Here is a 12,085-nt window from a genome sequence, read left to right as displayed (position 1 = left end):
TCAAGCGCCGTCATCGGACATTGATCGCGTACCATGTGCGTTCTTCTGAACAAGGCTCTTCCCTGTCGCGACGTTTCGCTTTCCGCGAGCACCGGAGATGTAGCGGAGCACGTCGTGGCTCCACGTTCTCGCGTTCCTGTGTACGCTACGCGTGAAGTTCGCGAGCCTGCAAGAGCGCGCGCGAGGCGAACGAGCGGCGCAACGAGGCTCTGCGAGCAGGGAGCAAGCGATGATGATGGTTCGGAGTGGACGGCGGGGGGCGCCGGCATGGCGCCTCGGATGCGCTTCGAGCGCCGCGTTCGGAGGAGTGTTCGTCACGGCGACGCTCGCGTACGCGCAGAGCCCTGGCGCCGGCCCCGCCCCGGAGGCGCCCGCCGCGCCTGCCGTGAGCGCCGCGCCCGCCGGGACCGGAGCGGCCGCCGCCGCGCCTGCCGGCGTCGCGCCTGCCGAGAGCGCTGCGACCGGAGCGGCCGCCGCCGCGCCCGCCGCGACCGGAGAGGCCGCCATGGAGGCGCGGCTCGCCGCGGCGGAGAAGCGCGCGGCGGACCTCGAGAAGCGCCTCACGGCGCTCGAGGACGCGCAGGTGGCGCCGCAGGAGGACGACGGCAGAGAGCTGCTCCGGCTCTACGGCTTCATCGACGTCGGCGTCCAGCGCATGTGGGTCCCGGAGAACTCGGGCCTCGCGGCCGCCCTCCCGCAAGCGAACGCCCTGAACTTCGTCGTGGGGAATCTCAACCTCTACCTCGACGCGCAGCCGAGCGACCACTTCCGCTTCCTCGGCGAGCTGCGGTTCACGACCGCGCCCGGCGGCGCCCCGGTCCCGGTGACGCCGCCGCCGCCCGGCGTCGATGGCCGGGTGACCACGGAGCCGTACGGGAGCTTCGACTCGGCCGCGACCGCGCTCGGCTCGTCGACCGTCTATGGCGGGCTGGTGTCGATCGAGCGCGCCCACGTCGACTGGACGCGCTTCAACCTCTTCAAGGTGCGCGTCGGGCAGTTCTTCACCCCGATCGGCATCTACAACGTCGACCATGGGAGCCCGGTGCTCATCACCGCCGCCATTCCCTATTTCATCAGCTCGCGCCTGTTCCCCACGCGGCAGACCGGGCTCATGGTCTATGGCAGCGCGTTCACGGGCGCGTGGGAGCTCGGGTACAACGCCTATGTGAGCAACGGGCGCAACGAGAACGCGCCGTTCGCCTTCGACGACAACCGCGGCTTCGGCGGCCGCCTGCACGCCAGTTACGAGGACCCCGGCAAGATGACGTTGAAGCTCGGGGCGTCGTTCATTGCGAGCAGGGCCCGCGACTGGGTCGTGGATTACAAGTTCCTCGAGGGCAGCACGGACATCCATTCGACGTGGTCGTTCCGGGAGTACACCTGGGCCGGGGACGCCTCGCTTGACGTCGGGGCGACGCGCCTGCGCGCGGAGGCGGCGGTCGTCCGCGTGATCTACGACGAAGGGAAACGCGAGGGGTTCGGGACCTACGCGCCGGACGCCTGGAAGACCTCCACGTACGCCGTGGCGGCGCACCGGATGGACTTCCTGAACATGGAGCCGTTCGTCATCGGCGCCGTCCTGCACGCGCCGTTCTTCGCGCACGACACGATGTTCCAGCTCGGCGGCGGTCTGAACTTCTACGTCACCCCGGACGTCACGCTCCGGACCCAGGTGCTGCGTACGATCACGACCGCGCTGCGCGAAGAGAGCACCTTTCCGGACTTCCACACGACGAGCGCGCTGGCTCGCCTGATCCTGGCCTTCTGAGAGAGGTTCGACGCAACCATGAAGCGTTTATCCCTTCTGCTCCTCCTGGCCCTGCTCGGCATGACCCCGTCCGCCTCGTCCTTCGCGGTGGAGGAAGAGATCGTCGTCGTCGTCAACCAGGCCAACCCTGTCCGGTCGGCGGGGCGCGACACGCTCCGCCCGATCTTCCAGACGACGCGGACCGAGTGGTACGGCAGGTCGGCGGTGCCGCTGAACCTCCCCGAGGATTCCCCGCTGCGGCAGCGCTTCGACATGGCGGTGCTGGGCCTCGAGCCCGAGGGCGTCGCCCGTTACTGGATCGACCGCAAGATCCGCGGCGGCGAGCGCCCGCCGCGCAAGGTATCGAGTGCGAGCGCCGTCCTCCGCATCGTGGGCGAGGAGGCTGGCGGCATCGGGTACGTCGCCGCCAGCGACGTCAACCCTTCCGTCAAGGTGATCGCGCGCATCCGCGACGGCCAGGTCGTGCCGCCGTGAGCCCCTGGAGAGAGGAACGAACGATGGACACCCGCCCGTCTCGCATCATGCCGCTCGCCCGCTCGAGGGCCCTGTTCGTCGCGTTTGGCGCCGCCTGCGCCGCGATGCTCGTGGGATGCTGGGATTCGGACCCCTGTGATCCGGGCCAGATAGTCTTCGCGAACTCGTGCATGTATCCTTTGCCCCCGCCGACCGGCTCCACCGGCACCGGGTTCGGCACCGGCACCGGCGGCACCGGCGGCACCGGCGGCGCAGGCGGCGCAGGCGGCGCAGGCGGCGCAGGCAGCGCAGCCGGCACCGGCGGTGCAGGCGGCGACATTGGCGCCGCCGGTGCAGGCGGCGCGGGCGGCGGCGGCTCCGGCGCCTCCTAAATCGGTTTTCCTCATGCGTCCCAGAGCGGCGGTCGCCCGCACAGGAGACGGGCCCAGATCGGCGTTTTCGGCGCGGAAGCGCACTCCTGTGCGCTGAGCACCGAAAACGCCGAGATGGGCCCGTATCCGAAGCGGGCCACCGCCGCTCAGAACAGGATTACTTTGCCGTCGAGGGGGAGCGGGGATGCGTTCGAGAACACGAGCGAGCCCTCATCGAAGTCGCCGCTCAGCGTGACGAGCACCTCGCCCTTCAAGGTCCGGAACGAATAGGCGAACTGCTGCTTACAGCTCCGGGTCCGGCGCTCCACGTCGCCCGGCTGGCGGAGCTGCGGCAGCTCGGTGTGGAGCGATATCTGGAACCGGGCGATGCGGCTCTTCACCTTTCCCATGAGCTGGTTGGCGACCTCGCGCATCCAGTCGTCGATGCCATCGAGCGTGGGCGGCAGGTCCGCCATGGCGCGGTACACGCCCGGGTTCGCGGACAGCGCCAGCACGCCGGCGAAGCCCGGCGCGTGGAAGTTCACCGTGCTCGTGGGCGCGCTGTGGACCCGCGCCTCCTCGCGGACCTCTCCGGCGTCGACCGGCGCGATCGCGACGCCGTAGAAGTGGAAGAGCTCCACGGTCGCTCCCTGGATGAGGACGTCGATCGTCCGCACCTTGCGCGACGCGGGCGGCCGCGATTGAGGCACGCCATCGCTGGGCGAGGCGGGACGCGAAGGCGCTGGCGGCGGCACGGTCCGCGACGGGGAGGCCGAGTCGCGGCGCTCGACGATCGCGCTCTCATGGCGCATGGGCCCCGGCCGCATGTCGGACTGATGATCCAGATCACTGCCACGCCGACGGCTCATGATAAACATACAGCGTATCCTGCCGGGCCCTCCTGTGGCAACACTCTTCTCTGGAGGGGCCTGCGAATACAACGCGACGCGCCTGCTCACTCGGGTTGACATGTGCCCCTTTGTGGGTAGTCCCAGCGCGCGCAGGTTTCCAACGTCCGGCCGCAGCGGGCGCTGGTCGCGCTGAAGCGTCGACGGTGTGTGGTATGTCAGCGTGTCGGATTCTTGGCTTTTGGCTTTTGCCTTTTGGCTTATTCCCGCTCCTGCGCGGATTGATCAGCCTTGTTCATCAAGACGATCATCGAGCGCTCACGAACGGGCGCAGGCTGGAAAATTATGCTGATGCGATAGCGCGACCACGGCGTGCCGCCCCGAGGCGGCCGCGCGGGGCGGTCCGCCCGGGCACCGCGCGGCGCGTCACGGCGCCTGGGCGGCGGCTCCGCGGCCGGGGTAGGGGCGCGCTTGCTTGATGTAGAGCGTCGGCGGCTCGCCCGGGCTCGCGTCGTCGTCGAACTTGAACTCCACGTCCATCGCGTACCAGCCGTTGTTGCCCGCGGCGGGGCCGTAAGCGGCGGAGAACCGGGCGTGGATGGCGTCGAGCGCCACGCCGAGCTGATGGACCTGCGCGGCCGAGAGCACCGTCTGGCCCTCCGGCATGAGGCTCGAGTGGGTCAGGTAGGTGACGGGCTGGTTCGGCTGGCTGAAGAAGTAGAGGAACTCGTCGTTCGTCACGCCGGCGGGCGGCGCCACGACCTCCACGTCGCCGCCCGTCTGCACGTTGACGTAGAAGGCAGGCTGGACCCCGGTCGGGTCGAACGGGTTGTTGGTCACGGCCACGCCGTTCGCCTCCTCGTCCGGGAAGTTGTGGTGGACGAGCAAGGCCATCCCGATGGACCGGTGGTCGATGCCGTAATAGGTGCGCTCGTCGAACGTGCGGAGCTTCCAGGCGCTCGCGTACGTCTTGCGGATCGCGTCGAGCACGTCCTCCCAGTCGGTCGGATCGCCGGTGTTGGAGTCGTAGCAGCCGGCGCACGGGAACCCCTCGAGATCCTCGCTGTTCGTGCTGGTGCGGAAGCGCATCGGGTGCCCGGGGTACTCCGCCTCGATCTTCGCCTGGAGGAGCGCCTGGAAATCGGCGTCGACGGGCGCGGCCTTCATGGCGTCGCGGAGCGCCTTCAGCTGCTCGTCGCGGACCGCCGGATCGGTGGTGAACTTCGGGTCGGCGAGCAGCGCCTCGATCTGGTCGTAGAACCCGTTCTGCTTCATGAACAGGTCGTAGTAATAGACCGGGATCGCGAACGCCTTCTGGAGCGGGACATCAGGGGTCCTGGCCAGGACCGAGTAGTGGGCCGCCTTGCCGCCGAAGGCGAGGACCGCCTTCTTGATCGCGTCCCGGAGCGCCTCGCCGCTCGGCGGCTCGGGGGTCACCTCCTCGATGTCGGTCAGCTCGGTGACCGTCAGATCCAGCTCGGGGAGCGTGACGGGCGTGGGTTTGTGGGCCTCCCAGAACGCCTCGGCCTCCGCCTCGTTCACCTCGCGCACGCTCCAGGACGACGCGCCCGCGGTGAGCTCGACCAGCTTGTCCTTCAGCGCGAGCAGCTCGGGGTGGCTCATCGCGCCGCGCAACCCCATGTTGGGCGTGCGCCGGTTCTGGGAGAGCACGTTGACGTGCGAGAGCGGCGTCTGGAACTCCTCCGTGATGATCCCCTGGACGACCGAGATATCGTTCGGCGCCTCGTCGAGCACGACGATGTCCTGGTGCGACAGGTACTCCCCGTCGAGATCCGCCGCCTTCACGAAGCGGAGCCGCCCCACCGCCGTGCCCAGCGAGAGCGGCTGGTAATCGATCTCGGCGTAGAGATCGCCGGTGCTGACGACGGGGATGTCGGCGGGGAGCTTTTCGGCCTCTACCGCGACGGCCTCCGACGTGGGGTGGAAGGCGAGCTCCGGCCCGAAGAAGGCGGCGCCCTGGACCGCCTTGAACAGGGCGGCGATCATGTCGGCCGACGCGGTGTCGTAGGGGGAGATCTCGACCGCCCACGTGCCCGGGCCCTCGTAATGGGTCACCGCGCCGAGGACGAAGCGACGATCCGGCGTGAAGTACTCGGTCGCGTTGAAATCGGCGAGGGGAGGGACGTAGGGCAGCCCGTCGCCGGAGAGGTGCGTCGAGACGAAGTCGTAGTGGATCGGGTAGAGCTCGCTGTTCTGGAAATACAGGGCGTTCTGGTCGGCCTGATCCAGGACGACCTTGACCGACCGCGCGCCGGGCAGGTTGGCGTCGAGCGGGGCCGACGCGAGCGCCTCGAAGTCCGCGGCGCACCCCACGCGCTCCAGGAACTCCGTCGACGCTTCGTCGCCCTTGCGCTCGCAGACCTCTGCGGCCGGGCCGGTGCCGCCCGCGCCGCCGCACGCGGCCGGCAGCGCCGCCGAGGCCAGGGCGATCGCGAGGATCGACGTGATGCGATTGCGTTGGTGCATGAATCCTCCTGAGACAATTGAGCTGATCGGGGGGCGGGGTGCGCCGGTGGGCCGGCGCCGGGGCGTCAGGGCGTCAGGGCGAAGCAATAGATCCCGCCGTAACCGCCGCCGGATCCGACGGTGGGCACGTTTTCCTGTGGCGGGCCCATCTCGATCAGGTTGACGCCCGGCGCGCACCCCGACTCATCGAGGGACGACATCCAGTTGGCCATGTTGATGTCGCCGCCGGGCCCGCCCGGGCCGCCGGGCCCTCCCTCGCCGCCGGGCCATCCCTGCCCGCCGCCGCCCGGCCCGAAGTTCCTCGGCCACGAGTGCCCGACGCGCGGCCTCCCCTCAGCGTTCCTATCGCCCAGCGCGCTCGTCCAGTCCTTGCACGTCGCCGTGGCGCTGTAGAGCTTCCCTTCCTCGTTGGTCCCCGTCAGGATGTCGTGGTTGTCCACCTCGGCCTGGCTCGGGTCGGGCTGGTGGTTGGGGACGCCGTCCTCGTTCGGCAGATCATCGATGATCGCCGGATCGGCCGCGGTGGGACGGTCGTTGAGCAGCTCGCCCTTGTTGTTGGCGACCAGCCGGCCGAGCCGGTCGTACCAGGGCCCCTCGCCGATCCGGTCGATCGCGTTGACCTGATTGCCATCCTCGCCTGCCACGGCGCTCAGGAAGGCGCGCCACCCCTTGCTCCCCGCGCCAGGCATGCTCTTTTCGGCGATCGCCGCGCAGATCTTGTCCGCGCCGCGGAGCCCGGCGCCCGGGCCCGTCTCGCCGAAGCGGAGGTCGCCTCCGAAGCCATCTTGGGAGCCCGATAGTTCCTGCATGGCGACCAGGCTGGTCACGAAGAAGCTGAATTTCTCGGTCGTGGTGGCGCCGCCGGAGGTCGTGGTCCCGCCGCCGGAGGTCGTGGTCCCGCCGCCCGAGGTCGCGGGGCCGCTGGAGCCCGTGGTGCCGCCGCTCGAGGTCGTCGTGCCGCCGCCCGAGCTCGACGACGCGCCGGTCGTCCCGTCTTCCGGGGCTTCCGAGCTCGAATCCGAGCCGGAGCAGCCGACCACGAGCGAGGACAGCGCGAGGGGCAGAGAGAGAAGCAAGGAGCGATGCGTGCGTGTCATAATCTCCGTTTCCTTTTCTTGTTAAGCTACGCTGGGTTGTTCACTGCGCCGGCTCGGCGAGGCTCACTTGCACGTGAGGTCGCTCTGGCAGGTCTGGCCCTCGGGGCACTGGGAGGTGTCGTTGCACGAGGTGAGGCCCGCGATCTCCACCGATCGCTCGACCTGGGAAGAGACGACCACCTCGACCCGGCCGGGCGCGATCGTCGTGGAGCCCACGGATTTCCGCGTGACGATGACCGTCGGGAAGCCAGCGACGCCGAGGTTGAGGAGCTCCGTGACGAGCGACGCCGGCACTTCGAGCGAGCCGGTGTCGTCGGCGGCGCACTCGATCATCCCCTTCGTGCCCCCGTGGTGGCTGATATCGAGCTTCACGTGGACCGTGGAGATGCCGGCCTGCCCCGGCGGGGTCCAATCGAGCTGCAAGGGCTTGCCGGAGTCGAGGGGGATCGTGTCGTTCAGGAGCTCGAGAGGGCTCACGCCCTTGGCCTCCAGCGTGAAGGCGCCGAAGTAATCGCCGCTCGCTTCGAAGCGCACGACCGCTCCCTCGTCGGCGGGCGGGTAGAGGAGCTTCACGCCGGCGGGCGGCTGGTAGTTGTTGGCCGTGGGCGTCATCACGACGGACGCCTCGCCCGACTCGAGGTTCAGGCCCGTCACGGTCACCGAGCCGGCGCTGTGCGCGGTCGGGTAAGCCTGGCAGGTGTCGTCCTCCACGCAGACGGCGCTGCCCCCGCAGGGCTCGTTGCAGAAGGGGACACGCGGCGTGAGGAGTTGACAGCTCCCCTCCTCGGCCTGCACCTCCCAGACGATCGCGGCGGGCGTGGGCCCGTCATAGATCTTCCCGAGCACCGACGTGCTGCCGGCCGCCTCGGCGCCGTCTGCCGCGGGCAGCGAGCGCACCTGGAAGGCGCCGACGAGGCGCGAAGGGTCGCCGGTCGCTCCATTGGAACCGCCGGAGCCGCCGGCACCTCCGGTGTCCGGCGGGTCGTTGCCGTCCGTCGGCGAGCTCGAGCAGTGGAGCGACAGGAGGCTCAGGGCCCCGCAAAGGATGCTGGCGCGCAATCCGCGCCGGGGAAGGAATTTTACATCATTGTGAAGTTTTTGAGACATCTCGGTGACCAGGTAGCGGTCTGGCGAGATGGTGGGTCAATTTTTTTTGCCGGCGCCGCTCACCTGCCGTCGAGCTCGGACAGGCGGGCGCGCAGCCGCGGCGCGTGGACGCTCTCGCGGTGGCGCGCGAGGAAATCGGCGATGGCCGCGCGCTCGTCGGCCGTTCGCCCGAGCCGGCGCAGGCACTGCACGCGCCCGACGCGGGCCTCGGCGCCGAGGGGGCCGCCGGCGCCGGCGAGGTAGCGCTCGAAATAGCCGAGCGCTTCCGCCGGTTTGCCCTGGTGGAGCGCGATCTGCCCGAGCGACACCAGCGCCGCCCGCGCCTCGGGGCTGGACGGGTGTTGCGCGATCAGGGCGCGGTACGCGGCGCTCGCCTCGGAGCCCTTGCCCTGCGCGAGCCGGGCCTGCGCGCGCAGGAGCAGCGCTTCGGCGGTCGCCGCGGGCTCCTCCGGGCGCGGCCTGGGCGGCTGCGGGGCGCGATCCCGGGCGTCGACCGCGCCGGTGGCCGCAGGCTCGCTCGCGGGGGCGGCGGCGCCGGGAGGGGGCTCTGCGGCGGGGGCGGCGGCGCCGGGAGGGGGCTCTGCGGCGGGGGCGGCGGCGCCGGGCGGGGGCTCTGCCGCGGGGGCGGCGGCGCCGGGCGGGGGCTCTGCCGCGGGGGCGGCGGCGCCGGGCGGAGGTTCTGCCGCGCCTGCGCCTGCGTCGGGCGGGGGCTCTGCCGCGCCTGCGTCTGCGCCGGGCGGGGGCTCGTCCGCCGGCGCCGGCGCGGCGAGGCCCGGGGCTGCCCGCGGCGCGCCGCTCGGATCAACCGCCTCGCCCCCGGCCGGCGCGGGCGCCGGCGCAGGTCCGTCGACCAGCTCCGCCGCGAGCGCGACCAGCAGGGTCGCCGCGGCGGCCGCGCCGGCGATCGCGCCCGCGACCCCGCGCCGCACCGTCGGCCGCGGCGTCGCGCACGGCCTCGCCGCGCTCGCGGGCGCGGGCGCGGGCTCGCCGCGGGCGCGCGCGAGCACCCGCTCCAGCATGGCCGCGTCGCTGAGCTCGCGGCCGTCGCCGCGCGCGTCGCCGAGCCGGCCGAGCGCCGCCCAGAACGGCGCCTCGCCGCGGAGCTCGGGATCCTCGTGCTCGGCGCGGCGGAGGAGCACCTCGTCCTCCGGGCAGAGCGGCTCGCCGCGCGCCTCCGCGGCGAGGAGGGCTGGCAGGCGGTCCAGATCGATCTCGAGCTTCGGCGTGCCTGTCATGATGCCCTCTTCCGGCCGACGGCGATGTCCTGGCGCACCTGCTTGCGGAGCGCGCCGATCCCGAGGCGCAGCCGGCTCTTCACCGTGTCCGGGCTGACCTCCGTCATCGCCGCGATCTCCTCGATGGAGTAATCGAGCGCGTGGTGCAGGAGGATCGCGTTGCGCTGCGCCTCCGGTAGCGCGTCGAGGTACACGCGCGCCTCGCGCGGGAGGGCCTCGAAGGGGGGTTGGTGCGGCGCCTGGGCGACCTCCTCGTCGATCGCGCTCTCCGGGGCGACCGGCGCGCCGTCCCGGCGCTGCTGCTTGACGTAGCGGAGGATCGTCCGGACCGCGATGCGCCTGGCCCAGGCCTCGACGGCGGCCTCGCCGCGGTAGGTCGAGGCGCTCTCGAGGATCGCGAGCAGGGCGACCTGCGCGGCGTCGTCCGCGTCGGCCGAGCTGCGGAGGAACGCCCGCGCGATCCGGCGGACCCGCGCCATGACGTGCGTCATGAGCCACGCCTGGGCCTCCGGGTCCCCCGCGCCGGCGCGGCGCATCCGCTCGAGATCGAGCGGCGCGGCTGCGGCCGCAGCCGCGGACGGGGCGGGGGCGGGGGCGGGGCGCGTCATGGCGCTGGCCAGGCGCGGCTCGGGCAGGGCTCCGAGGCCCGTGCGGAGAGCCCGTGCATGCGCGGCGTCCATTGCCGCGACCTGGTGCGGCGCGCGGCCCGCACCGGGTCAATTTTCTTTCGGTGTCGGCTCATGCGGCGCCGGCGCTCCTCCCCTGGCCACGCCCACGACGGCCTGCGGGGCCGGCGGGGCCGGCGGGGCCGGCGGGGCCGGCGGGGCCGGCGAGCCTGCGAAGGCGACGCCGAGCTCCAGCCCGAGGCCGGCGAGGATCCGCACCCGGTGGGGATCGAGCGCGAGGCCCGGGTGCACGGAGGCGTCAGGCCGGTTCAGGAGGAAATCCACGCCCAGCGTCGCCTTGAGGCGAAGCCACTCGACGAGCGGGTACCCGAGCTCGGCGACCGGCGCGACGCTGACGAGCACGTCGGTCCGGGCCTCCGGCGGAGGCAGCGGCGGCGGGCGCTCCCCGGGCCACGGCCAGGAGGGGACACCCGCCTGCGCATGGCCCCACGGCGGCGGGGGCAGGCGCACGTGGCCGCGCCGCCACGGGGGCGGCGGCGCGTGGGCCCACGGCAGCCGGGGCGGGGGCAGGTACGGGGGCGGCGACGCGCTGCGCTGCGGGATGCGCTCGACGACATCGACGCTGGCGCGGGCGCCGAGCTGCAGGTCGAAGCCGAGCGGGATGCGGAGCCGGACCTGGCCGGTCGCGAACACCGGGTGGCGCGCGAGGTCGAACGCGAGCTGCTCGTCGCCGAGGGAGACCGAGGGCATGAGCTCGTAGCCCAGTCCGACGGTGACGGGATCGACCGGCGCCCAGGTGGCGCGGAGGGCGGCGGCGCTCTGCCAGGGCGCCTCTCGGCTGAAGCTCGAGCCGGCATAACCGACGAGGACGCCGACCGCGGGCAGCCGGGTCGGCGCGGGGCGGGCGCCCGGCGAGCCCGCGACCGCAGGCGCCGGCGGGCGATGCGCCGCGTCCGCGGCCGCAGCAGGGGGCGTGGCGGGCGCCGGGGCGGTCGAGGGCGCAGGCGGAGCCGCTGGGGCCGATCCGGCCACGGCGACGTCCACCTCGGCGAGCGCGGTGACGCGCCCCTCGCGGAGCTCCTCGGCGACGGCGCCCGCGATGTTCGCGAGCGACTCGAGGGCCGTCGCGGTCTGCCCGGGCGGGACGGGGATGCGGCGGCGGTAGACCCGATCGCCGTCGCGCTCGACCACGTACAAGGCGATCTCGTGCCTCGACCCGGCGTCGATCCAGAGCACGCCCCGCGCGTCCCACGCCTCGGCGAGCGCGCGGGCGTCGGGGAGGAGCCTTTGCGGCGCCCGCCTCGGCGCGCCCGGACGGACGACCTGCAGGCGGACGCCGAGCGGCCGGATATGGGCCGCGACGAGGTCGACGGCGCGCTTGTCGATGCTGTCAGCGCTCGGGAAGGCGGTGAGGACGAGCACCGGCCTGCGGGCGGCGCGAGGCTCGTCCGCCGCCGCCGGGAGCGCGAGGAGCGCGCAGGCGACCGCGCTCGCGGCCGCTCGGGCAGCGCGGAGGGAGAGCGCGGGCGACGCAGCCGGCACGGGCCGCGGAAACTACCATCGTTCCCCTTGGGGCACCATCCCCTCCCTCCAGCGTCGGGATAGGCGCGCCGCAGGCGAGCGGGCCGCCGAATGAGGGAATCGCTAAAGCACACGAGCCTTGTCGCCGAGGAGGGCGAGCGCGTGTGGTTCTTTGCTTGCGGCTGCCGCCCGGATCGTGTTCGTTCTGGCGCCCGAGCACAGCCGCTCACCGGATCTCCGGCGGTCCGCTGCCCGCGCCCAATCGGAGGAGCCCGGCGGACGACGCGGCGAGGCTCGACTGCATCCGCGAGTTCTCGGAGGTCGACTACAGCGAGGACCTGAAGAAGATCGACGTACCGACGCTGATCGTCCACGGGGACGACGACCAGATCGTGCCGATCCAGGCGTCGGCGGTGAAGGCGGCGAAGCTCGCGCCGAAGGCGACGCTGAAGGTGTTTGCGGGCGCCGACCACGGCCTCGCGCAGACGCGGGCGGGGGAGTTCAACGCCGAGGTGCTGGCGTTCATCAAGGGCTGAGGAGAGGCGGCGGACCGGGCAGGGCGCGCCCGGGCG

The 12,085-nt window shown here is 72.3% G+C and carries 10 protein-coding genes and 1 pseudogene; 4 read left to right on the top strand and 7 right to left on the bottom strand.

Going from position 1 to position 12,085, the window contains the following annotated elements; genetic code table 11:
• Window positions 1-307 precede the first annotated feature (307 nt).
• From WMF43_RS23775 to WMF43_RS23765, 3 genes are read left to right on the top strand one after another with little or no spacing between them, the layout of a single operon-like run.
• Window positions 308-1,768, top strand: coding sequence for a hypothetical protein (locus WMF43_RS23775; RefSeq protein WP_437683416.1), 1,461 nt, complete (start codon window positions 308-310; stop codon window positions 1,766-1,768).
• A gap of 18 nt (window positions 1,769-1,786) precedes the next feature.
• Window positions 1,787-2,242 (top strand): hypothetical protein, encoded by a 456-nt coding sequence (locus WMF43_RS23770; RefSeq protein ID WP_437683415.1) that lies wholly within the window; start codon window positions 1,787-1,789, stop codon window positions 2,240-2,242.
• A 23-nt stretch (window positions 2,243-2,265) separates the two neighbouring features.
• Window positions 2,266-2,613: a hypothetical protein gene (locus WMF43_RS23765; protein WP_437683414.1), complete on the top strand. Its 348-nt coding sequence runs from the start codon at window positions 2,266-2,268 to the stop codon at window positions 2,611-2,613.
• A 146-nt stretch (window positions 2,614-2,759) separates the two neighbouring features.
• Here the strand turns inward: WMF43_RS23765 and WMF43_RS23760 are convergent, their stop codons facing one another.
• The 7 genes from WMF43_RS23760 to WMF43_RS23730 all read right to left on the bottom strand — a co-directional run bounded on the left by WMF43_RS23760 (window position 2,760) and on the right by WMF43_RS23730 (window position 11,534).
• Window positions 2,760-3,302: a chemotaxis protein CheX gene (locus WMF43_RS23760; RefSeq protein WP_437683413.1), complete on the bottom strand. Its 543-nt coding sequence runs from the start codon at window positions 3,300-3,302 to the stop codon at window positions 2,760-2,762.
• 564 nt (window positions 3,303-3,866) lie between these two features.
• Window positions 3,867-5,927, bottom strand: coding sequence for a PEP/pyruvate-binding domain-containing protein (locus WMF43_RS23755; protein WP_437683412.1), 2,061 nt, complete (start codon window positions 5,925-5,927; stop codon window positions 3,867-3,869).
• Between the two features lie 65 nt (window positions 5,928-5,992).
• Window positions 5,993-7,024: a hypothetical protein gene (locus WMF43_RS23750; RefSeq protein ID WP_437683411.1), complete on the bottom strand. Its 1,032-nt coding sequence runs from the start codon at window positions 7,022-7,024 to the stop codon at window positions 5,993-5,995.
• Between the two features lie 63 nt (window positions 7,025-7,087).
• Entirely contained in the window at window positions 7,088-8,083 is a 996-nt protein-coding gene (locus tag WMF43_RS23745; RefSeq protein WP_437683410.1) for a hypothetical protein, read from the bottom strand.
• 107 nt (window positions 8,084-8,190) lie between these two features.
• Window positions 8,191-9,366, bottom strand: a complete 1,176-nt coding sequence (locus WMF43_RS23740) for a tetratricopeptide repeat protein (protein ID WP_437683409.1) — start codon at window positions 9,364-9,366, stop codon at window positions 8,191-8,193.
• The gene (locus WMF43_RS23735) at window positions 9,363-9,974 is read right to left on the bottom strand and encodes an RNA polymerase sigma factor (protein WP_437683408.1); all 612 of its coding nucleotides are present in this window, start codon (window positions 9,972-9,974) and stop codon (window positions 9,363-9,365) included. Before WMF43_RS23735 ends, WMF43_RS23740 begins: the two co-directional genes overlap by 4 nt.
• Window positions 9,975-10,082: 108 nt before the next feature.
• The gene (locus tag WMF43_RS23730; RefSeq protein WP_437683407.1) at window positions 10,083-11,534 is read right to left on the bottom strand and encodes a hypothetical protein; all 1,452 of its coding nucleotides are present in this window, start codon (window positions 11,532-11,534) and stop codon (window positions 10,083-10,085) included.
• Window positions 11,535-11,809: 275 nt separating this feature from the next.
• Here WMF43_RS23730 and WMF43_RS23725 point away from each other — a divergent pair.
• A pseudogene (locus WMF43_RS23725) lies at window positions 11,810-12,049 on the top strand (alpha/beta fold hydrolase); the annotation flags it as partial.
• Window positions 12,050-12,085 lie beyond the last annotated feature (36 nt).

This window comes from Sorangium sp. So ce131 (genome assembly GCF_051519095.1).
GTDB lineage: Bacteria > Myxococcota_A > Polyangia > Polyangiales > Polyangiaceae > Sorangium.
Note: the sequence above shows the minus strand (reverse complement) of the source record. Positions and strands in the feature narration are given on the sequence as shown.

Excerpts from the sequence above, each read along its gene's own strand:
- WMF43_RS23770 (WP_437683415.1), top strand. The coding sequence starts at position 1,787 with ATGAAGCGTTTATCCCTTCTGCTCCTCCTGGCCCTGCTCGGCATGACC.
- WMF43_RS23765 (WP_437683414.1), top strand. The coding sequence starts at position 2,266 with ATGGACACCCGCCCGTCTCGCATCATGCCGCTCGCCCGCTCGAGGGCC.
- WMF43_RS23755 (WP_437683412.1), bottom strand. The coding sequence starts at position 5,927 with ATGCACCAACGCAATCGCATCACGTCGATCCTCGCGATCGCCCTGGCC.
- WMF43_RS23750 (WP_437683411.1), bottom strand. The coding sequence starts at position 7,024 with ATGACACGCACGCATCGCTCCTTGCTTCTCTCTCTGCCCCTCGCGCTG.
- WMF43_RS23740 (WP_437683409.1), bottom strand. The coding sequence starts at position 9,366 with ATGACAGGCACGCCGAAGCTCGAGATCGATCTGGACCGCCTGCCAGCC.
- WMF43_RS23735 (WP_437683408.1), bottom strand. The coding sequence starts at position 9,974 with ATGACGCGCCCCGCCCCCGCCCCCGCCCCGTCCGCGGCTGCGGCCGCA.